Origin of the sequence: Nocardia sp. NPDC019395 (assembly GCF_040632335.1) — a bacterium.
Classification (GTDB): Bacteria; Actinomycetota; Actinomycetes; order Mycobacteriales; family Mycobacteriaceae; genus Nocardia.
The window spans coordinates 927215-952510 of sequence record NZ_JBEYBT010000001.1; the positions used below are offsets into that span (position 1 = coordinate 927215).

Here is a 25296-nt window from a genome sequence, read left to right on the forward strand (position 1 = left end):
GTGGCGATCACGTTTCCGCCCCCTGAGCTGTCCTGGTTGGGCTGGGTTGCGGGCTCCGAAATACCCATCGGCAACGAGGATCTCGCGGAGGTCATGCGTGAGGGCTTCGCCGGGCTGAAGAAGCAGATCCTCGCTGAGGAGCTGCCGCGTATCGAAGAGGCGATCAGCAAGGTCGAATCGGCCTATCCGAAAGGTTACGGCGCAGACCCGATCCTCCAGGGGCTCAACGAATTACACGACCGCGCAAAGAAGATGGCCAAGGATTTCGGTGATCTCGCGGAGGGGATCCACGATTTCGGTGGTGAGATCGTGTCGGCGAAGTTGAATGCGAATATCGCTTTGGGCTGGTTGGCTGCCGAACTGGCGTGGGCTGCGGTGATGGGTCCGGGTGGGTGGGGTGCCAGGTTCGCCGCGATCGCTGCGGCGCGGCGAACTTTCCAGTTGATCGGTGAGAGGGTTTTGCTGGGGATCGGCCGGGCGTTGGGGAGCCATCTTGCCAATGCCGCGCTGCGCACCGCTGTTGTGCACGGGGGTTACGAAGTGCTCCAGGAGGGCTTCGTGGAGGTGTTCCAGGGCACCGCCCAGGAGTTGTGGGTGCAGAACAAGTTGATCGAGAAGGGGTATCAGGACGGTTTCGACGGGAAAGCGTTGTGGGATAACGCCTGGATTTCCGGTGTAGCGGGTGGGGTCGGCGGTGCGGCGGGGTATTCGATGCACAACGTTGTGCGGCGTCTGCCCTGGGGTCCGGACCGGTTGGGTGGTTTGGGGCGGGGTGCCATTGTCGGGGCGGGTGCGGGTCTGGCGGGTGCTGTCGCGGCGTATATCGCGACGGGTGCGAGTAGTGGTGATTGGACGTTGGACCCGCGGATGCTCACCGGTGGTGTGCTGGGCGGTATCGGGCCCAGCATGATCTACGGGTGGCGGGGCGGGTCGGACTATTCGGGTGCGCCGATGACACAGGACGATTACCGGCGCGTGGTGATCGGTCGGCAGGGGGGCGCGCCGGGACCGGGCGGCGACGGCACCGCACCCGGTGCGGGGGACAGCGGCCCGGGTTCCCCCTCCGGTCCGGCTTCTGACACGACGGACGGTGGAGATTCGGGGAGCTCATCGGCTGCGCGGCCGGCCGGTACGGGGTCGGATGACGGGGCGGCGCGGGCCGCAGGCCCAGCGCCGCAGCCGCGGGGAACGTCTGGCGCTTCGGCAGCTCCGAACGGCATTACCGGCCAGAATGATTCCGGAGCAGCGCCGCGTAGCGGCGATGACAGGGTTGTCGGTGTGACGCCGCCGGAAGGTACGGATGGTGCCGGACGAACGGGTGCCGATCCGGTGAGTGGGTCTCCGGCCGGTCCGGCGAACAGTGCGGAACCCGGATCTACGGCCGGTGCCGGGGTTACTACCTCGCCGGGGTCCGTTTCCGGAGCCGATGCGCAGAACGCGGCCGGTGTGGCGGACGGTGTCACCGGAACTTCGGCTGATACCGGGACTGCGGGGACCAGCGGCGATACTCCCACTGCCGACGGTGGGACCGGTGGGACTATGACTGCCGGAGCACCGGATTCCGCGGCCGGCGCCGGAGTACGCGAGCCCGGTAGCGCCTCTGACGGGGACGCCTTCTCCGGCACCGGCCCGCCTGCCGCCGGCACTTCCGCGACTCCGTCGGCGACTTCCGGGCCGGGCGGGATATCCGGTCGTTCCGAGGCTCCCGCAGCCGGAGGACCTGCGGCTGCGCGCGTGACGAATACGCAACGCCGAACCGGCGGAACTCTCGGTGAGAGTTCGTCGGCGGCCCGGCTGTCTTCGGATGCCGGCGCTGCGGCCGAAGGAGCCGGGGGCGGGCCGGTCGCGGGAGACGCCGATACCGGCGGCGACGCACGCGGTGGTATCAGGGCGGGTCGCACGGATTCCGGGGCTTCCGGTAGCCGTACCTCTCGGGATTCCGCCGGAGTATCCGATCCCTCGCCCGATACCGGCGTCGACGAGGGAGTATCGAATGCGGCGCCGGATACCGCGACGCCGGATCCCGGCCGAGTCGAAAGTGATCCGGATACCGCGACACCGGATTCTGTTCAGCCCGAAGGTAATCCAGAGCCCGGCGGTGCGCCGAACGCGAGTGCCGACGGCGGCGGAGGCCGTCACGGCGGCGACAGTGGAACCCGCGCCGGTGACGAGCCGGGCGATAGCGGCGACGGTGAAGGCCGCAGCCCGGGTGACAGTGGCTCGGGCGGCGACACACCGACTCGGACAGCTGACGGTGACCGAACGGGCGATGATTCGGGACAGTGGGACGCCCCCGACCTCCAGACGAATCAGTGTGGTCCGAAAACGCTGGCTGCCGCCGCGAACCGCCATCCCGGCAGCGGGATCCGGCCGGTGGGCCCGGTCGGTCTGGGGGGTATGAAGGTACAAGATCTGCAGAATGCCGCGGGTGGGCAGCTGGTGCGGTCGGGTTCGACCCGGGGTGTGACCCCCCGGCAGGAATCCTGGCGCCTGCAGATTGCGGCGCACGCCGAAGGCGAACGTCTGGCCGGTATCGGGCACGATATGCAGAAGCAGGCCACGAAGCGGGCCCGGCAGCGGAATCGGCGGGTGAATGCCGCCGAACAGCGTTTGCGGCAGGCCCGGAGCCGGCTGGCCGAAGGCAGGGCCATCGATCCACGGCTCGAGCGGCAACTGACGCGGGCCGCGCAGGAGCAGGGTGTGTCGGTGGCAGACGTGCTGACACATCGTATCGAGACGATGACCGGCACGTCCGATACCCGGCTGGCGCGGGAGCGGGACGAAGCCCAGCAGGTGGCCGAGCGTTTCGAACGACAAGGTGATGCCGAGCGGACTCGGTTGGAGGAACTGGCCGCCCGGCGTAAACAGGTCCCCAAGCGGGAGTGGAAACAGATCCCCGGCCGGCAGCGGCTCCAGGAAGAACTGGAGGAGCTGGGCGACGGTGGCACCCTGATCGTTGTCGACCAGCTCGGCACCACCGACGAGCACGGTGTGAACGGGCATTCGTTCCTGCTGTACTCCGAGGCCGGGGTCCCCATCGCCGAGGACCCCGACGTGGGTGTGCCGCGACGATTCGATTTCGCCGAACGTGGCGATATCGAGCGGACCTGGGTCATCATGATCCGTGCCGACGGTTCGCAGGTGAATCCGCTGGCCGCGGGCGCCGGTGCGAACGACCCCACGAGCGACGAAGAATACGACTATCTGTTCCGCCAAGAGCAACGCCGCAATCTGGCGCTGCTCCGGCGTGGCCTCGCTGATCTCCGGGAGGAGTACACCCGGGCGCGCGGCGAGATGGCGGATGCCGCGACACGCTCTCGTATCCGCTCGGAGGATCTGGACGCGCTACTGGATCCGGACAGTTACCTCACCACGCTCGACGAGCTCGGTGATCTGGCGCTCGACGATACGGCGACACCCGAAGACAACCGGGCAGTTCTCGAGGCGCGTCACGAACTGCGGGCGGCGGTCCGTCGATATCACGATCTCGACCGGATGGTGGCAACGTTCGGCGAGTTGATGCAGTCGGATCCGGACGCGGGACCGGAACGTTCGATGCTGGTGCTCGCGCATGCGACGGCGGTAGCGGGCTGGCTGGCCGCGCTCGACGATGTTCGAGTGGTGGCCGAACAGGTGCCGGACGCGAATCCGAGCCGGCTGCTGGTGAGCGACTTTATCGGCGGCGAGTTGGAGCGGCTGCGGGCGATCGGCGCCGATACACCGGATCTGACCGCGGTCGCACGCCGGTTACAGGTGCTGGAAGACCGGATGCGCAGCGCCGAAGAACAATTGAACGCGGCCCCGGTGCCCACGCCGTACGGTCCGTCGAGCGAACGGGCGCGCCTGGTCGCGGGTGCGACGCAGTTGTTGCAGCGGGCGGTGGCCGATCTCGCCGCGGATCGTGCCGCGGCCCGGGACGCCGTGGTGGCACTCGCGGCCGATACGCCCGGTGCGTCGGCCGACCGTTTGCTCTCGGCGGAGTTGTTCGGCGAAGAGCTGAATCTGTTCAGGCATTTCGAACGCCGGACCGGCGGCGACGCTACCGCCGACACTGGGGCGCCGGCTGCCGCGGTACGTCACTACCACGAGCTTTCGACGATGCTTGCGCAGGCTACGGTGCTGCTGGACGAACTGCGTGACCGCACCCAGCACGCACCCGGGTGGATCGCCGCCGCCGCGCAGCACGCTGTCGCGCTCACGGAATGGATGGGGGCCGCCGGGGCCCGCGACCCGGAAACCGGTGCGGCCGACTCGGCGCGCGTATCGGGGGCGTGGGAAAAGGTCGCCGTGACGCGCGAGCAGTTGAGTCGCGATCATCTGGACCTCGGCACACCCGTTGACTCCGCGGTGGCCGGGGTGAGCGAGCGGGGCCCGGGCGACGACGGGAATCGCCATGCGATGGCCGGTGGTGAAGTCACGGTCGACGGTGTGCCCGTCCGATTCGCGATCATGGCCGAGGGCGTGCCGGAATCCACGGACGAGTCGCGGCCGTCCACGGATAGCCATCGGGCGTCGGCGGTCGCGGCCGAAGCGGCGCGGGCAAGTCTGCAGGAAGGGTTGCGGGCGGCCCCGGAAGCGGGGACGCCGGTCGACCGTGCGGCCCTGGTCCGGAACGCGATCGAAACGGCGCAGGCCGGGGTGATGGAGCTGACCCGGAGCGAATACTCCGAAACCCTCGCGCGGGCAGAAGAATCGCTCACGGAGAATCCCGACGCCGAGGGCGTTCGGATGCCCCCGCAGACCGGTATCACGGTGGTCGTGGTGGAGCAGGGGCAATCCGGGCAGCCCGGACGTTTCACCACCGGTCGGGTCGGACACGGACAGGTCGACAAGCTCGATACGGCCGATCCGGCCGGTTCGCGAAAGGTGACCTCCGATGATTCGCCGCAGCGCGACGTACTCGGCTATCACCCACCCGGTGCCGACCGGCCGGTTTCCGGTGCGGGTCTCGCGTACAACATGGACGAGGGCGAGCTTTCGGAGACCGATGTGCTGTTCGTCCGTGCCGGCGGGCGGGGTGACAGTGCGGGGCGGCCGGCGCATAGCGCGCAAATTTTCGCACAGCATCCCGGCGACCCGGAAGGGGCGCTGTCGGTTCTGGCCGACGAGGCGCGGGAAGCGGGCGAGACCGGGAGCATCACGGGTCTCGCGGTGCTGGGCGCCGAACTGCCTGGACCGGCGGCCCCGGATGCCGGGGAAGGGCCGGGCCGCGGGAACCTCGGGGATGAGGCGCGGGTTCGCACGGGACTGGAAGATCTGGTCGCCCGCCATATCGCCCGCGCGGAGATGGAGGCCGCCGCGAACCGGGTGCGTGCGGCGCGGGAGCAGGACCGCCGAGACCTCGAGACTCGTCTCCTGGAGCAGTACACACGAACTGAGCAGGCCTACCACCGGGCCCTCGAGGCCGGTGATGCAACCGAAATCTTCGCTGCGCAGGACGAATTCAGGGAAGGCCGCACCGAGTACGAAACCGTTGTGGCCGATAACGGACCGTCCGATGATGCACCCGGGCGGGCCGAGCTGGCGGCCCGGGCGCAGGCCCGGACAGCCATCGCACGCTGGCGCACGCTCGACCGGAATGTCGGCCGGTTCACGGATTTCCTGGCGAACCGGGCACGCGCGGAGCTCTCGCCACGGCAACAGCAGAACCTGGCGGATTTCGCCGCGGCCACGGCGGAGCTGAACCGGGCACAGACAGCTGCGGACGGTGACGAATCTCCGGTGGGCGCCGAGCAGCGCCTGGCGGACGCCACCGCTCGCGCGCGGGCCGCCGCGCAGGTGCTCGCCGACGATCCGGTGACCCGGCCCGCCGGTGAAGTGCCCGGACCGTGGGGCCGGGTCCGGCCGGCCGACGGGGCATCGGACCTCGCCGCCGTCGACGGCCGTACCCGCCCGGCCGATCGTGCGGATATCGATCTGGGCTCGATCGCCGGAACGAGTGACAAAGGGGCGGTGCAGGCGCGGAACGACGACGCCATGGCCGCGGCCGTCGTGGATACCGCGGCCGGTCCGGTACGGATCGCGGTAGTGACCGGCCGTGTACCCGGCTCACCGGATATCGACGGTGAAGCCGGTTCACTGGTCAACCGCATCACGGAGGCCGCCGCGACCGCGGCCCGCGACAGCCTCGCCCGGTCGGCCGGCGAGTCGGAATCCGGCGACGGGCTCACCGACGCGGAGGCCGAGGACGCGATGCGGCGGGCGATCGACGAGGCACAGACAACGGTTGTCGAGCTGACCGAGCGGGCCGAGGTCGAACTGCGGGCCGCGATCGACGAGGCCCGGGCCGTGGTTGCGGAACTGGAGGCCGCGGGCGATCGCGCGGACGAGGGCGCAGTGCGGGCGGCCCGGGCGCGTGTCGACGAACTGGTCGAGCAGGCCGAGGAATTCGCGCGCACGCCGCCCGGGCTCACATTCTCGGGCGTGATGGTGCAGTCCGGACCGGGCCGATGCACCGCCGGTTCGGTGGGCAGCAACCGCGTCCAGCTACTCAGGCGTGGCCGCGAGTCCGAAACGGTGACCGAGGATCACACGCCGGTGCGGATGCTCATGGAGACCGAGGGCTGGAGCCGGCGTCGCGCTCTGCGGGCACCGGACGCGCGTGCGGTGTCGTATTCGCTGGGCCGCGACGCCGGTCCGCCGCCGCCGGACGCCGCCACCGGCGACCACGTCGTCTCAGTCGCCGTGGCCGACGGCGATATCGTGCTGGTGGACAGCGACGGACTGTGGGGAGCGGACTCGTCGCCGGACGATCTGGGGACCGTCCTGCACGACGGCGGACCGACCGACCCGCATGCGATCGTGCAGCGTTTGATGGATCGAGCGCTGATGGACGGCGGCAACACCATCACCGTGCTGGCCGTCTCCTGCGCGCCGGGCGAACCACCGCCGCGGCGGCTGCCCGTACCACCGGCGGTACTGCCGGCGCGGTCGCTCGGCCGGTACCGCGTGATCGCCGAGGAATACGAGTACGTCCTGACCACCCTGCGGGAACTGGCGGCACAGGAGATGTTCGCCGACGCGGACGCACTGACCGACCCGGACCGCTACCGCGATCATCTGCAGGAGCTGGCACGGCTGGGGACACCGGACCGGACACTCGCCGGCCTCGGGGTGGCGACCCGCACCTTCCACCACCTGCGTCAGCGGGCCGAAGAACTGCGCGGCGGGTTGGACGAGGCGGCGTCGGGCCGACCGCCGTTCTGGTCGGACGACGATATCGATCACCTTGCCGCGCTCTCGGATTGGGCGCCGGCGGTGGGCGATCTATTGGACGCCCAGCTGAGCGAGATCGCCTCCCGGCCCGAGCCGTCGGGCGACCCCGACGCGGTCCCGCCGGAGCCGAGCGCCGCCCTGGTGGCCGCGACGACGGAATACGTCACCGCGACTGGGCGATTGGACTCCGTCGAGCAGTGGCTGGCCGATGCCCGCACCACCGACAGCGGAACCGAGGTGCCCCCCGGGCTGCGCACGCCCTACCGGATGCAGCGGATCGAGCTGCGAAGTGCCGAGCGGGCCCTGGCCGCGGCGGCCGGGGAGATATCCGCCGATATCGCGGCGCTGCAAGGCGCCGACTACCGAGACCACTTCCAGGTCCTGGCCGAGCACACGGCAATGCTGGAAGGCGAGCAGGCGACCGCGCACGCTCGGGCCGTCGAAATAGTGCGTTACTCCACCGAGCGCTACCACCGGGCGGCCCAGAGCATCAGGGCCCTCGAGCGGCGGATAGCCGCCCATGATGGTGGCCTGGATTCGGTGCGGGCGCAGCCACGCGCCGCGCTGCCCGACACCGATCCCGGTTATACGCCCGAGCAGTACGAGCGTGCGATGCGGCGCTGGCGGGTCATTCAGACCGCGGCATCCCCCGAGCAGATGGGCATCGAGTGGTCGTGGACCGACAGCCGGACGCAGGAGGCGATGCGTGTGGCGGTGCCGGAACTCGTCGCCGAGCTCGACGGTATCCCGGTGCCCGTGCGCGACGAGGCGATGCGGCTGGCGTTGCGCCGGGCACAGGACCGGCAGGCCACACAGCCCGACGAGACCGGGCTCGCCGACTTCTGGGCCGATCTGGCGACCGCGGCGGAGCGCTGGTCGGCGCAGCTGCCCGGCCATCCGCAGGTGAATCTGCTGGGTCGCTCCGGCACCCTGATGGTGGTCGGCGATCTGGAAGCGGCCGAGGAGATCCGTTTCCACACGGTGAATCAATATGCCGCCGACGACGTCGCGGCGATGCGCCGGGCGACGGCGGCCGCGGTATCCGATGCGGGTGCGGCCCCCCGCCCGACCGCCACCGTGGTGTGGATCGGCACCGACGGGCATGCGCTGGCCCAGGATATGGCGCGAATCCTGGGAACCCGGTCCTCGGGAACTGTTGCCGATATATTGCTGACACGGCACGACTCCGAAACCGCGGCGCAACTGGATACCGGCCGGCCGACGCCCCTCGCGGACCTCCTGCGGGAGGCGCAGACCGACGACGCGCTGGCCGGCTACCGGGATCGCCTGGTCGTGGCGGAGCCGGATCAGGGAATGGCCGCCTGGCAGCCGGCACACAGGGTAGGCGACCTGGTCACCAACTGTTTCCCCGAGACGGCGCGGTTCGCGTCGCAGCGGGCGATCGACGTCCGGCTCGCGATGACCGATATCGACCACGACAACGATCCGGTACTCGCCGATCGCCGCGAGGGGCTCGCAAGGGTGGAGCTGGTGGGTAACCCGGCGAACGGAATGCCGGGTGATCTCGGAGAGCTGCTGGTGGGCGCGGGCTGGGATGACGAGGGGTTCGCGAACTTCGACGCAATGGCCGCGGCCGTTCCCGCCGAAGGCGGCACCATGATCGCGACTGTCGCGTTCGACGGTTTCCAGCAACGCGGCGTCGTCGGTGCGCACGCGGTGGCGATCTACCGGGAGAACGGGCGGCTACTGGTCAAGGAACCCGGCCTTCGGCCGAAGGATTTCGACGAGTGGCGGCAGAGTCTTTCCGGGGTGGTCAGCTGGCACGGGATCGTTATCGAGGCGGATGGGACCGCGGCGGTTCCGGTCGACGAAGACCAGGAGTGGGAGGACCGTGCCGGTACGGCTTTCCCGGTGGCGTCGATCGGTGCGCGCCGTGACCGTGCCGGCCCCGATCTCGGCCAGAACCTGCTGAATATGGCCGGTGCGGAACGAGATCCGGTGCCGAACCCGATGGATGCGGTATGGCTGCAATTCGAGAGCCGGGGCCTCGAGGTACCGGACGGTGTGCGGTCACCGGATTCTGCGGCCCGCCGCCAGTGGAACGCGGAGCTGGATACCGCCCGCGCACGGCTCGCGGAGCTGGCCCGTATCCGTCCCGAAGTGCTCGGCGACGATGTACTCGTCGATCAGGAACTGGCGGATCTGCGGGACCGGCCCGCCAAGTCCGAACAATTGGTGCGCGCGGAAGCAGAGTTCCGGTTTCGGCACCGGGTGACGCGGCTGTTGCACCAGGCCGAACGCGCCGCTGTGCGTGCCGAACGTGTATCGCGGCTCGGCGAGAAGCTGGCCGCGACCCGGCGGCGATTGCTGGCCGGTGGTTCCGCAGCCGAGTACAGCCGGTTGGTCACGCGGACAGAGCGCCTCGAGGAATTGGCCGGGGAACTGGCGCGTACCAACGTGCGGGCACCTGGAGTCGAGCGCCTGAGCCGGTCGGAATTCGAGAAGCTCACCCTGGATTACCGGCTCGCGCGGATGGAATTGCGACTCCGGTTGGGTGACGGTACCGACCCCGGGACGCTGACTCCCGACGAACTGGCCGCGAAACTCGAGGCGGTCACCGCCGGTAAGGACGCCAGGGCAACGCGGGAACTCGACGAAGCTGCGGCCACATTCCGTGCGCTGCGCGACCGCCGGGAACGCTATCTGCGGCTCGACGAGGTTGCGACAACCAGCAGGATGCTGAACGACCTGTTCGACAGCATGCTGGCCGACGCGACCGGCCACGGCAACCGGGGCGGGCCCCGGCACCGCGGCACCCTGAAGCCGGAACTGGTTGCCGCGCGGCGCGCGGCGATCGCCACCGGTCTGCGGAATGCCGAGAAACCACTACCCGATCCGGGGGAACCGCCGACGGCCGACGGGAAAACACCGGGGCCGGCGGATCTGGCGGCGTGGCGAGCGGAACGTACGCGCCTGGAAGGTGAGGTCGCCGAGAAGCTGTCGCATCTGGATGTGGCGATGCCCTCCCGCCGCGAGCTACGGGAGGACTTCCCAGCACTGCTGGCCCAGGTGGAGCGGCAGGGCGCGGATGCCGAAACGCGTGAACTGCTCTGGGCGCTGCGCCGGTACGACGGGGCGATCCGGCAGCTGGAACAATTCGTCGCGGCGAACCGCCGCAAGCGGCTGATCGGTGAGCTGTCGGAGACCGTGCGGTCGGTGCGCGGGAAGGCGGCGTGCGCGCAGATCCGGTACACCGACGCACTGCACAACCAGCGCGGGCAAATCTCCCCCGCAACCGTGCAGAGTATTGCTACGGCGCTCGAGGGAGAGGCGGATCCGTTGGCTGCCGCGATCTCCGCGGGAACGCTCGCTCTGGCTCCCGAAGCAGTCGATCCCATACTGCTGGAACAGATCATCGGCACAGTCCGTGCTCATCGCGCCTGGTCTTCCGCGCTGCGCCGCCTCGAGGACGAGGTGGCCGAACTGGACGAGGCGGCCGCGGCGGCCCGCCGCGCCGTCGGCTGGGAAGAACCCGCAACAGTCGCGGCGCTCGACCGGGCACTGGACGAGAAGCTGGCCCGCGTGGTGGCCGAGACGGCGGATCGGGCGAACCGTATCGAGGCCGCTGTGCCGCCGGCGCCGGGAACCGTTGCCGAACCGGCCACGCCCGGCCGGCGCAGCCCGGCGACTACTGCACAGGAAACGTTGCCCGCGGTCGGCGACGGCACCATAACCGATGTGCCCGAGGTGGTCTCCGAAGCCGCTGCGCTGCCGGCCCTGTGCGCCGCCGAGGTGTTGTGGTTCGCCGCCCATGTGCTCGGTCTCCCGGTGGATGCGCCCTCGCTGTATACGGCCGTCACCCGGCTGCAGCATCTTCCGGCGACAGAGGTCTCCGAACGCGCGCACGCGAAATTCCAGCAGGGCGGAAACCTCTCCTACGACGAGATGTATGTACTCGCCGAAGCCGGCGGATACGTACTGGGCGCCGCCGACGGCGAGGTCGATGCCCATTTGTTCATCGTTTACCGGGACACCGACGGTGTGGTCCGGGTGCATGAGCGTGGAACAGACGGCGAGAACGATTTCGAGTTCGATAAGTGGCCGCGGCCCGAGGGAGATGAACATTTCGGCATCGTCTTCGGTAGCAATAAGCAACCGGTGTCGCGGCTGCGTCCCGGTGATGATCCGCAGGTTCCGGGAGTCGATTATCCCGAAAAGCCGTTCGGCCGAAGCTCTTCCGACGAGGCAGCGGACGGTGCTGCCGGGCAGCAGCCGGTGCCGGTCGGCCCGGATGTCAGAGGAACAGGTTCGGCGCCCATTCCTGCGGCGCGTCCGCGGATGCGGTGGGCTGCCGAGCGGCGCACGCTGCTCACGCAACTCGAGAGTCGGATAGGGTCTGGACCCGACGGCAGCGGTATCGCGACAGCCGGCCTCGACCAGGCCCTCGGCTCGGATCTGCTCGATCGGAGCTCGCAGCTGCGCGCCGAACGCGACCGGGCCCGGGACGAACTCAACGAACTGCTCGCCGCACTACCCGAGGCGCAATCGGCTTCCGATTCCTCGAGGTTGCCCGAGGACCTGTCCGACCCCGTGCAGGTGCAGCAGATCCTGGGCGACCTGTCGAGTCGGGAGCAGCCGCCGGAATCGGTCGTCGCGGCGATCCACACGTTCTCCTGGTGGAACGACACCGTGAACCTCGTCGCGCGGATTCAGCGGTTGGACCGTTGGATCGATGGCGCCGGATCCCTCGACCAGGCGCTGTACCGAGCTAACGGCTGGTCCCGCATACCGGAATCTCCATTGCCGGAGCAGCGCAGAGCCGTCGGGGAACGGCTGGCCGCGGGGGCAGAACTCCGGCGTCGGTCGCTGGTCAAGGCACAGTTGGCGGCCGCCGCCCGCCGTATCATCGGCCTGGCGAATCGCCGGGTCGAAGTGCTGGCACGACTGGCCGAACTGGACGCCGAGCAGGAGGGCTCGCCGGCCGATCCGTCCCGCGAATTGCTCGACGCAACAGCTCAACTCAGGGATCTGGAAGCCCAGCTGGACACCCTCGTGACGCCGGCGGGTCCGGAGTCGGTAGCGGAAGCTCCCGGCGACGGGGCGGTGCCGCGTGCCCGGCCCGGTACCCGCGAACCGGTGATTCCGCCCGGTTCGATATCACTGGACGACCTGAATCTGGGCGCATTCACCGTGGTGGCCGATATCGCCCGGACTTTCGACCGCCCTGTCGGCGAGCTGCACGAGACCGGCGATATGGGCGGCGTGCGGGTGAGTGAGGTGGAGAAGGCCCTCGGCGGCGGCGAGTCGGTCCAGATGCGCAATATCGGTGAAGTTGTCGACAAACTGCGGGAGGAGGGGCAATGGCTGATCGAGAAAGCGAATCAGCCGCCGCGGGCGAAACCCGGGCGCGTCCTGCGCCGGTTGGGTCCGCCGCCAGGACAGCCGCAGGTGTACAAGGTCCTCCGCCTCGGTGCGGTGATCATCGACCCGACGGTTACTGCCACCACCGGTGCGGGCGAGCTCAGGCCCATCTACTGGATCGAGTGGCGCCGCGACAAGGACGGTCGTGAGCATATCGACCTGCACGATCTCGGTACCGTCTTCCCGGACTTCGAGGTACCGCCCGACAGCGCGGACACCCCGGTGTACGTCCTGAATCTGGGCTCGGACGGCTGGCCGAGGCAGCCTGCGGGAGGCTTCTTCCGGTCGCGGTCGCTGTACGAAGATTCGGACTTCCTGGTCGGCGCGCGCGATGCGGATCCGGAATCCGGTGAGCCGACCGGAATCGATGCCGGTTCGCCCGAACTGCAGTCGATATTGCGTAATGCGGTGCACCGCGCTGGAGCCGACAGTCTCGGTACGGCCCTGGACTTCGACGCGCTGGGGGGTGGACTCGAAAGGTCCAGAGCTGTCGCCCGGTTCGTCACCGATATGTGGGATCGTGTGACCGAGCTCGGACATAAGCAGGAACTGCTCGAGCACTATCCGGAAATGGTTCCCGCCCTGCTCCGTGTGCTGCCGGGCGAGCTGCCGCCACATATCGCGAAAGATATGCTGCGGGAACAGCTGCGAGACCAGATCGACAGGGCCCAGGACGGTGGGCCCGATCCGCTGCCGGGGTGGCTGAGTTCATGGGTCGAGCGTCTGCGGAACGCCGAGGAATCCCTGGTCGACACGATGGGGCAGATGCTGGAGCTGGAGTCCGGCATGAACGACGGATCACCGGTGCGCTTCCTCGACGCGACCTACCTACCCGATCCGGTGTCGGAGATGGACCCGTCCACGCAGGGCCGGATCCAGATCCGTTGGAAGATAGGCAATTCCGCCGCCGCCAGCACGGTGGTCCGGTACCGGTCGCGCACCGGTGCGGGCGATTCGCAGCTGGCGTCGGTGGCCGCCGACGCCGTGAAAGAGCTGCGTAAGCAGCAGTCTCGTACACCTGGCACGGTCGCGATGGTCGTCCACGTCGACTTCGATCTCCGTGACCCCGCCGAGTCGCCGCCCGCCCAGCAGGATGTGATCAATCGCCGGGCGAACCGCGATATCGTCGATTACGCCGAACAGCTGATCATCGCGAATGCCGTTCGCTCCTTCCGCGGCGCGGAAAAGCTGCCCCGCAACATATTGGTGGGCCGGGGTGAGGGCGCCGACACGGTCGAAGCCGTGGGCATGGAACCGGCTATGCGCGCCGAATACTTCGGTGAACCGGATACCGACCGTCCGTGGCAGTCGTTCACCGGCCGCACCCGGGCGAGCCGGCAGGAAACCGAACCGGGACAAGTCGATGCCGCGTTGCGCGCCTTGGACGAACTCGGCCCGAAACCGTCGATCGCGCGAGTCACGAGACTTATGGAGGATCGGCCCGATGATTTCGAGGTGCTGGCGGATGCGGCACCCGAGCGGATCGGTAACCTGCGGGGTGCGTCCTGGGATGCGCGTCATCTGGCGAATACCGTGCTGCTGTCCGAGGCAGCCCGGCGCCGCGCGCACGCGCGCAATGTAGGCAGCGCGCACGCGCGCAATGTGGCCGGCCGGGCGCCCGCGGGCGGTGGTGATCCCGCTGAAGTATCGCGCGCGCTGACCCGTATTTCCCGTTCGGCGCACACGCTGGGTGGCGACGGGCAGATCAGGATGCTGTCGCTGGACCTACCCGTCTTCCAAGGGACCGGCGCGGATTTCGTCGCGATCGGCGATCTCGAGACGGCGGACCGGATCGTCGTTCATATCGCGATGGGTGACGGGCATGAAGGATCATTCGACACGATCTCCCGGGAGGCGTTCGATCGGCATCGGGAACGGCTCGACGGTGGCGAGTCGGTGGCGACCCTCATCTGGCGTGGCCCGGACGTCGCGACCCTCACCGCTCATCTGGAGGGGGTGTTCGAGCCGCGGATGTACGCGGCGGGGAACGAGGGTCCGGGTATGCCGCATATCAACTGGACGGTGCACGATAACCGGTCTGTGCTCGGAACCGGTCTCGTGCGGATGGCTGCCCGGGCAGCGGCGAACCGTGCTGTGCTGCGGGCTGAGCTCGCCCAGGAGGTCGGCCCGCGAGAGTTGACCCAGGCGCTGAATCCGTCCTCGGAGCTTCGACGGGAATGGGACGAGCAGTTCCGGGCCGCGGCCGCGGAGCTCACCGCGCATTCCGGCATCCCGGAAGGCCTGGCCGAAGACGACCTGCTGGTGAACCAGGTGGTCGCGGATCTGACCGCGAAAGCGGAGACGACCACGGCCGAAGATGAATTCCTGCGCATCTACTCTCTGCGTAGTGGCGCCGCCCTGGTGCAGCGCTACGAAACGCAGATCGATGGGCTCATCGCACTGGAACGGGTGCTGCGCGATACCCGCGACGAGGCCGATCGCGAAATCGGCCTCGAGGACGAGCACAAGAAATTCGCCGCAGTCGCGAAAGATCTGGACCGTCTGGCGCGCCGGTTCCTCGAGCAGGCGCGAAACAACCGTCAGGTGCCGGAACCCGGTCAGCTCCGTGGTCGCGATGTGCGAATGGATGACCACGGTCTGGATCCCGGCCGCAGGCGCCAGATCAGTACGGCCCGCGCCCGGCTGGCGGACGAGCTGGATTCCAGCCGGGCGCGTTTGAAAGCAGAAATCGGTGCCGACCCCGACGGGCTGAGCGATAGGGTACTGCGCTCGTTGGACCACGGGCTCGAGGAACGCGATCATGCGACCGATGCGGAAAGGAAGCAGCTCGCTCGCACCCGCCTCGTCCGGAGCTTCGAGGAGTCCCGGCATCTGCAGCGCCTGCTCGACCGTGTCGACGGCGACGCTGTCACCGAACACTTGCACGGCGCGCTACTGGACGCGCGCCTGACCGATATCGCCGAGACCGCCCGCGCGCGCCGGCCGTCACCCCGGCCGAAACTGGGCGAGAATCTGCTGACGTTGCGGGCAGCGCACAAGGCTGCCCTCGCTCTCCCGGACACCTTCGGTACACATACCGAAACAGCGGCCCAGCTGCGTCGGATCGACGCGGCGGCCGCGGCCCTGCGGGCGGCGCACAACAGATGGCGGGCGGCCGGGCTCGAGGTGGCGGACCTTCGCCGCGCCCTGGCGAGGCAGTTTCCGACCGATGCCGTTCGGCTCGGCTGGACATCGGATCCAGCGGAGGTACGGGCGCTGCGTGCAGAGGCGGTTCCCGAGGGTGTCGACGGCACGGCCCGCGATACACTGCTCGGCAATCTGATGCGGGCGGCCGAGACCCAGGTTGGTGCCCGGAATACGCTCGATGAGCTCGTGGAGCCGGCTAAGCAACTCGACAACAACGCACAGGTACGCCGTGATCTCTACACGATGATCGTCCAGCAGCAGTCCGCAGTCGAACTGCTGCTCGATCCGCCAGAGGTCTCCTGGGAACAGCTCGGTGACATCAGCGAGCACGCCGCTCGTGCACGACAATTGCGCACCGAGCAGGCCGAGGCGCTGCTCGATTTGTTACCGGCGTCGCCAGTTGCCGAAGCGGAAGAGCTGACGGCGGATCAGGTCCGGCGGCTGTCCAGCGGCACCGATCAGGTCGAGGTTTACGAGGCCGCGCAAGTTTTTCTCCGCAGGAACGAGCTGGTCGCGGCTGTCGAGGAGGCCGAGATCTACCGCGGCGAACTCGCCGAAGCCGATCGGGAGCTGAACGACTATCTGGATGGGTTCACCGAGAGATTCTCCCGTGACGGATCCGATGGCTCGGCCCGGCCGCGCCGGGCGCCCCACGACGGCATCATGGACCTGTTGCCGCCGGTAACGACCACACGCGGGGAGTTGCCTGATATCGGCGACGGACAGTCGACGCGGCCGCTGTCCGCGAGGACTCCGGAAGACCTGTTGGCCGCCCTCCGCAAGATCTGCGCGGTCGACTCGCTCTGGTTCCTGAAACTACTCGGTGTCAAGGTGGACGCGCCCTCCCTTTTCGACCCCGCCTTTCTCCTGGACGGGATGATGCCGAAAGCGGTGGCGAAAGCGGCGCACGCGAATTGGGAACCGGGCGGGTTCCCCGATATGAAGGCCATGTGGCGTCGCGCCGACGCCGGGGAGATTGTGTTCGGTGCGGTGAGTTACGGCGATGCCGGTGCGCACGCGTTCGTGCTGTACAAGGGCCCCGACCAACAGGTCTGGGTGCACGAACGCAAGGGCAACAAGGTAATCGACAAGCCGTTCGCGAAGTGGGCACAGCCGACAGGAAAACTGTTCGGCATCGTATTCGGCAAGGACGGCAAGCCGGTTCGGCCCCTCGCCCGCGGCGCGGAACCCACCGGAAGGGAGGGCCGCGATTTCCCGGCGACCGCTCTCTCCGGCGACCCCGATCCGCCCGACGCGATGATGCCGGCTTTCCGGCGGGAAAGACTGCGGGTCGCGTTGGCGCGGGCCGGTCTGCGCGAACCGGGAGAGCTGCTACCGCGGCACGGAGCCGAAACTCCGGCCATGGAGGCGCAGGTGCGGGGGGCCACGGCGTTCTGGGACGGCACAGGTCACGACGAGGGCGGCCGGTTCGAGCGGGAAGCCCTGCGGATCGAACACCCGGATATCTTCGGTGCGCTCGAAGTGATCCCGCCCTACCACCGCGATAAGCACAACCGCCGGCTGTTCGCGGCGAGGCTTCGGGAACTGCGGGCACTGGATATTCGCACTCCGGCCCAGCAGGCCAGGTTGGATGAGCTGACTGCTGCCGAGGCTGCCTTGGCCGAAGCCGACGTGCTCGCCGGAAGGCTCGGGGTCCCGGCTCGGTTGCTGGCCTTCCCCGGGGCGGCGTCGGCCGGTCTGCTGGTCATCGAATTCGGTGATTCGAAGGTGGCCGCGGAACATGTGGCCTGGTTCGTCCCCGAGTCGGCGGGCGACCGGAGCGCGCTGGTCGGCCAGGTTCGTGATGCCGGGGCGATGGCGGAAAGCGCTGCCGAGCCGCGGGCCGCCGTTCTGGTCGCGCGATTGGGTTCCGCGGCGCAGGAGGCAGCGGGCGCGGCCGAGGATGTGGTGCGGCGGGTCGTGACCACGCGGGTCGCGCGGGAATCCCGGTCGCCGTCGGAAATGCGGCCGACGTTGGAGGTCGTCTACCGGGGTGACGGCCGGGAGATCTGGGACGCCGCGGCGCAGCGGTTGCTCGGATTCGCCAGTGGAAGAGAAGAACTCACCGGCGAGCATCCGGACCTGCCGCCGACTCCCGTGGGCGAGATCTATGAGCTCGGAGCGGGCGATTCGACGCGTCGCGCCGGGCACTGGTGGGGTCGTGTCAAGGATCGAGTCACGGGGGGCGGCAGGTGGGGCCGTAGGCGGTCGGTGGCCGCTGATTCGGCGCCACGGCTCGGGATCGATCTGGAACGGCTGCGGTATGTCGCGCGGGTGAAGGACCCCGCACAGGAGGGTATTCCCGACCCCGCCGAAACACTGGAATCGGTACTTTCGCTCACGACCGGTGAGGTGCGCGCCGCCGGACTGGATATTCTCGAGACCGCTCTGGTCCGTTCCTGGGTGCTCACGCGGCAGGGAAAACACCCGGCGGCTGATGAGACCCATCGCGTGTTGCTCACGAGACTGCAGGTACTGCAAGAGGACGCGCGTCGGCTGCGGGAATATGAGGCGGACGCCTGGGCACTGCGCGCGGGTGGTGAGCTGTTGCCCTTGAAACTCACCGCTATTCGCGCGGCGGCCGCCGCGATGGACAACAGACTGGCCGACGCCCTGGAGTTCGTCCGCGCCGCACGGCTGACCGCGGATACGGCTGACCCGCCCACCCCGGTAGGGCCGGCGCTGACCCGGCTGGCGCATTCCGCGTCCCGATGGCGGATCGAACAGGGCGTCCACCGCAGCGGGGTGGGTTCCGACTCCACGGCTGGTCCCACTGGCGTCCGGGCTCGGGCCGCCCAGGCGCTGCAGCGGCAAAAGGCCGCGGCGCTTTTGGCGCCGCGGGTCGGTATCTCCGTGGAGAATCTGACCCCGGCCCGGGTCAGCGCCGTGGCCGAGACTCTGCGCCGTCAGCACGACCAGCCGTTTGCCATCGGGCAAGCGGAACTCATCCGCACAATCGACAGCGATATGGCGGCGGGCGCGCTTGCCGACGGTGCGACGGGGCAGCTCGACGCGATCGGGAGATTGCAGTCGGCCGCGGTGCAGACCCAGGTCCAGTGGGAGGTGGCCGGCGAACAATTCCACCGGGCCCAGGACAAGGCGCGGGAGAACTGGGCCGGTGGAGGGGTCTTGTTCGAGTACGACCCGGACAACCTCGCCGGTCTCCGCAAAGCCTGGCAGCACGTGCAGAACTCGGCGATACGTCCTGATAACTCATATCTGCACGGCCGCAGGATCGAGGCCCTGGACCAGTTGATCGCGCTCGCCGAGGAACGCGAAAAATTGGCGGCGCGGGCCACCCTGGTGCGCGGGCTGGCGGCGCGTATGGAAACGCTCGCCTCCGAACGCTTCCGGTTGGCGCGAGACGGCGCGACGGAGCAGCTGGCGCGGATCGACGAGGCGCTGGCAACCGGGCTCGGCTCACAGCTCGACACCATGCTGGCGTCGGACCGGCGGCCCGGCGACCTGGTCCCATACCAGCCGCCGGATTCCGGGGCCGGATCATCGCGGCGGGGCGCCGTCAACCTGTGCTTGAAGAATGCCGTGGAGGCCGTATACGCAGCCATCAACCGTACTCCGCCGGAATCGCTCGCCCGGGCGCTCGACCAACTGCAGGGTGTCCGGGCCGCCGACGCTCCCGGTATCGTCGGCTCGGACTGGGAACCCGGCGGCTGGTCTTCGCTCGACGAACTCCGTTACCGGGTGTACGAGACCGGCGATGCGGTGGTGGCCGTGGTCGGACACATCGGTTACGACAGCCCGGACGAGGTGGGTTCCCACGCGGTGGCCGTATACCGCGCCGGCGGCCGGGTGATGGTGAACGACGACGGCGAAGTGCTGACGTTCGCGGAATGGGCCGCCCGGTACGAGGGCCGGATCGACAGTATCTCCGGCATGGTGGTGCATCCGGACGGGACCCCCGGCCGCCGGCTCGGGCCGAACGGCACGTCGATCGCGGTGGCGGGACTGGATTTCAAGAACGTCCTGGTCGGTGCGCGCCTGCCCGGGTATATCGAGCCACGACAGGCCTTGCCGGCCATCGATCGTGACCTCAGCGAGATGCGGCGCCGATTCGAGCAGAGGATGCCGACGGAGCAAGACCGGCAGAGTCTCAACGGTCTGCGGGATCTGTGGGAAGTACTGAAGATCCGGGTGGACATGGACCTCGGGGATGAACTCACCACGAGCCTCGACAACAATGAGCCCACCATCCGGCGGAGGCGGTTGCAGCTTCTCGAGAAGCATTGGAACAGTGAAATGGCCCGGCGCTCCCAGCCGAGGCTCCTGCAGATCCTGACCGAAACCTTGAAGGATTCGGATCTGCCCGATTCGATCAGCGATCAGCTGAACCGGACGCGACTGGCTCGGGCTCGCGCCATCATCGAAGAGGTAGCCGACCGGACTCTAATCGAACCGGCTCCGCCGAACCCGGGCTGGGTCGCGTGGGCGGCCGAAACAGCCTTATGGGCGGACCGTTTGGCCGTCGCCGAGCGCTGGGCCAGCCACCTGCCCGGAAACCCCGCAGTCCAGCTGACCGAGCTCGGCATTCCGGATCCCGGGAATGATATCGAGGCTCGTGGTCCCAGCACCCTGGTGCTCGGCGATGCCGATGCGGCCCACAACATCCGGGTCATCGCCGTACCGCACCGGCCCACGCCCCGGCATGCGGGTCTCACACCGGACGCCGCCCTCGCCCGCGCCATGAGCATGCTCGCCCGGTCCGACGGGGAACAGGTCGCGGTGGTGCTGTGCTACGGCCTGGAGCCGGACAGTGCCCAGGATGCCGCGCAGCGACTGGGCTTGGACGTGGACAGAGTCGAACTCGTCTCGCCCGCCGGGCGCCACGACAGCCCGGACTCGGTGCGGGACAGCGCCCTGTCACCGCTGCCGGACGATCCCGAGTGGATTGTGGCCACCGCAATGCGATGGGAGGGAATGCGCGATATCCAGGAGCTGTTGCCCGTTCCCGGGTCGGGTGTGGAGGAACATCGGCAGCTGGCTCGGACCAACGAATCGCGATGGCGGAACTGGCCTCCGTATGTGCAGGCGGTATTGCTGGCAGAACATCCGGACGTACTGGTCCAGGCCCCCGGACTCCCGCTGTCCGTAGCTGCTCGGGCCGCCGAGACCGCGCCGCAGAGCTTCGGAAAACCGTCCGCGGACCGCGCCGCGATCCAGGAGGAAACCCGGTGGGCGGCCGAGCGGGCACCGTCGGCGGCTGTGCTGTCGAGCCGCGTCACCGGCGACGGCACGGAAACAACGATGGCGTTCGGTGATCCCGATACGGCATCCCGGGTGCACTGGGCGGTTGTCGAGGAGACCGAGCTGCACGCGGCGATGTCGGCAGCGGTGGATATCTTCGACGCCGAGGTAGAGCCCGGCGACGCCATGATCGTGATCGTGCGCGGTACCGGCGAGAACCCGGTCTCGACCGCCGAAGAGCGGGCGCATGCCGACGCCGCGGAGCTGGCTCGGCGCATCGCGGCGCACAATTCGGCCCGGGCGCAACGGGATTCGGTGCGGCGCAGGCCGGAAACCCATCTGGTCCACGACGACAGGGCGTCGATGGCGGTCGCGCTGGTTTCCTCGGCGGAGGCGGTGGACGCCGATATCGACACGGCGCCACACGAAGCCGACCGGAGGATCGCTCGGCACCTGCATGATGCGCGGGCGGCGCGGGAGCGTGCGGTCGCGCGGATCGAGGAATTGCTCCGCGTGTTCGGCGCCACGGACCCGCGGGTGGCGGCCGCCGCGTCGGCCACGCCTGTCGAACTCCTGGAAATCGTCGGCGAGCTTGCCAGGACGACCGACGACCCGGAATACGTGGCCGCATTGGTGGGTCTGTTCGAGGCGGCGCCGGACCTGATCTCGGCCGATGCCCAGGTGCGCGGCTTCGTACAGCATCTGGCCGGTCACCCGGCATCGGGTCCGGTCTCCGAGATCGACGCGGCGGGCGAACTGATCGTGGCGCACGCCGGGCGGGTCCGGGCCGTCACCGGGATCCTGGCCGATGTGGAGGCACTTTTCGACGAGTTGACCGGCGGGATGGACAAATTCCACTGGGACGAAGTGGCGCGGGTGGTGGGAATGCCGTTGACGCTCGACGATATGGTTCCCGAGCGGCTGCGAGCGATTGTGTCCGCGCTGATCGGGCACGCGATCCGGCAGGGGCGTGCCGATCGGATCGCCTCGCTGCTCGGGAAGATCCCGGATCTTATGATCGGCGAGGCGCGGATGCAGCAGTTCCGCAGGATCGCCGGCGAAGATGCTCTCGATCCGGTGCTGGAATCCGTGCGCACGGCCGAAGCCGAGCTCGGTCGAGCCCGGTACGACCTCTGGCAGAGTGGGATCCACCCCGACTCTCTGACGGCGCGGTCGCTGCGCGAAGAACGCGCGCTTCGGGCGGCGCTGCATCGCCAGGTGGCCGGTCGACTCGGTATTCCGCCTTCGAAATTGACCGGCGAGAACCGGAGGAGGGCGCTGGGCGCGCATATCAGCAGCGACCCATCGGACAAGCAGGTCAGAGACCTGCTGAGACGGCACGACCGTCAGCTGTCGCGAGTGTCCGGAATCGAGCGGTATGAGCGGGCTGATCGTAAGCGCCGTTGGTTGCTGGCCCAGATCGATGAACTCGAGCGGCTCGTCGGCCGCGGCGCCACGTCCCTCGAACTGCAAGCACGTTTGTCGGAGATCGCCACGGTCGCAGAATCGGACCAGTACGCCGAGATCGATCCCGGTGCGGCCGTGCCGATCCACGCAACGATTACCGGTTCGCCTCTGGGGGCCTTCCATTCGGTGGATCGGTTCACCGACTTCCGGATTCGGCGCGGCGGGCTCGAGCGCAAACCCGCGGGTGTCGCGGATCTTGCCCGGGTCGGACTGGCCGGCGCGAACGAGGAGCAGGTCGCCGCCGCAGCCGATGCCGAATGGCAGCATTTCGACTCACTGGACCACCTCGTCGCCCACGTGAGCAAATACGGCGGCGCGGCCGCCGGCGCGATGACCTTCCGGCACGGGCGCCGGGTCGGGGCGCTCATGTTCGAGGTCGAGCTCGACCGGGCCGGGCACCTGTGGTGGTACGAGCGGGAACGTGAAGGTGAAAATGCCACGGTATTGCGTGACGGTGAGGTGTGGGACCGGATAGCGGAATTGAAAGGCGAAGACAACCTGGAGATCCTGCGGGTCAACGGGATCGTGGCCGATGAAGACGGCAACGCCGTCATCCCCCACGTCGCCGGAGAACGGATGGCGACAGGCGACGACAAGCCGGCAGCGCTGTTCACGGGAACGTATCGGGACGACCGGGGGCCGCCCGGGGATTCCGGGGAACGGAACGAACGGAACCGGGTCGGCCTGGACGGCGACCTGAATCGCCGTAACGTCCGGCCGGAATCATCGCGCCGACTGGAACTCCAGGCGATGGCCGAAGCCCTCGATCACGTCGATGCCCGGGCCGCCCGCGGCCGGATCCCGGCAGTCCGGCTGCTCGCCTACAAGGCGAACGACACCGGTTCCGACGATATCGACGACACGCAAACCGGCACCGCCGACCGGCAAATCGACGTGGCCGAATCCGGCGGCGACGCCGCGAGCGGTCGGATGATCATCCAGATCGGGGATCCGGCCACCGCCGATATCGTGATCGGCCATATCGCCGAAACGGCGAACAGTGCGGGTCAGCTGGTGGGCCGGGCCGGCTCGGCGGCCGATCTGGCGGCCCGGCAGGGGACCCGCGGCACCGTGGCGATGATCGTGGTGTTGCCTTACGACGACGATCTCGACGTCACGGGCCGAGCCGCGAATGCGGTGAGCGACGGTGAGGCGCTGCATCGCGAACTGCGCAAGGTAGCCCGCCTGCGGACGGTGCAGCCCAGATACGAGATCAGCGGTCAGGGTGACGGCCGGGCGGGGGCGCGGGCTGTGCGCGACGCGATGGCCGAGCCGGTCGCGGATTTCCACGAAATGCCCGCGGAACGGACGATGCGGTTCGACCTCGCGGGTTATGGGACGCTGTCCGAGGCTGTCCGGGCGCGGGCCGCGGTATTGCGGGAGCTGTTCGAAGCGCCCGATCTGACCGCTGCCGAGATCACGAGGATGTGGTCGGAACTCTCCCACGCGGACAAGGTGGCGCTCATCGGCGGCGCTCCGGATCTGATCGCCGGACTGGACGGGGTCGGGGAAAGTAACCGTGCGAGCGCGCTGCTGTGCCTGCTGGCGGAGCAATCGCGGCAGGCGACCGCGTCCGGCGACGCGGTGGAAGCGACCCGGCTGGCGGCGCTGCTCGAATGCCTGAACCGCGCCGACCGAACCGTGCCGAGAGCGGGTATCTCCGAAGATGATGCCCAGTTGGGCACGCGGCCTCTCGCGCTGCCCATATCGGAGGATGCCGCACGCTCCTTTGTGCTGGTCGGCAATCTGGAAACCCCCGGCCGGACAACGGTCTTCGTCACCGATACGGCGCCGACCCCCGAAGCGCTGCGCGCCGGCCTGCATCCCTCCGCGGTGTCGGGCCAATCGGATAGGGGCGCGGCAGCGGCCTGGCAGGGCACGGATCCGGAAGTGCTGGCGGGGGATCTGCGCCGTCTGGCCCGGTCTCAGCCCGGTACAGACCTGCGGCTCGTCGTCGACCCCGGCGCCGCCGCACTGGTGCGCGCGGCGCTGGCCGATGAACAGTTGGCATCGCAGCGGGCCCGTTTCGATGTCATCGGGCTCGAGGACGAGAGCCCGTGGGTAGCGGAGGCCAGTCCCGCCGATCGGAATCCGGACCTCGCCTTCGAAGCGGTGCAGGCGGCACGGCGCACCGAAACCCCGCCGTACCGCCGGCCCCTCCTTCCGCGGGTGCCGGACCTACGTGGTTCGGAGACCGCCCGCGATCTGTGGAACCCGCTGTTCGGCGACGCGACAGCCGGCGATCCGGACTCCTTCCTCGCCAATTGGGACATGCTGAGTTACGACCGCCGCTGGGACCGGGTCGAGGGCATACCGGAGAAACTCGCCGAACAGGAGGGTGTCCCGGCGCGCTGGCGCAACCGCGCGAACCGGATGATCCTGGCCCGCGCCCTCGCCGAGCTGGAGGTGAAAGAGGCCGCCGGGACCCTCACCGCCGCCGATCGCACCGCACTCGCGACCCTGCGGGCACGGCTGGCGGAGCTACGGGAAGCCGAAATCATCGCGGCGACGCTGCCCGGCCATCCGCCGGTCCACGTTCTCGCTCTCGGCCTCGGCGATACCGGCCGGCCGGGGCGGCCGGCCATCGCCATCGGCGATATCGATACCGCCCGGGGGATCAGAGTGACCGTCGCGGGCCGGGCGGAGTCCGAATCGGGACCCGAACCAATGGTGGAGGCGCTGGTTGCCGCGTCCAAAGGGTTCCGCGCTCACGGCAGGAACGCGATCGTTGTTTACCGGGGCGCCGACACCACGGACGCCGAATCGGGTCGTGCGCTGGTCGACGATATCGCCGCGCTCATGGAGCCCCAGCTCCACTACCGCAGCGTCGTGCTCGGCACGGCTATGGCCGAGATCGAAGTCGCGGCCTTGCCCGGAGGCCGG

General features: G+C 68.9%; 1 protein-coding gene (running past one end of the window). It reads left to right on the forward strand.

Translation table 11 applies throughout. The features are described 5' to 3' along the window. Positions 1–25296, forward strand: partial view of a T3SS effector HopA1 family protein gene (locus ABZ827_RS03855; RefSeq protein ID WP_357232451.1) — the 5' portion only. Its footprint extends 24327 nt past the window's final position; the window shows 25296 of its 49623 coding nt (coding positions 1–25296); it begins with the start codon at positions 1–3; the stop codon falls past the right edge of the window.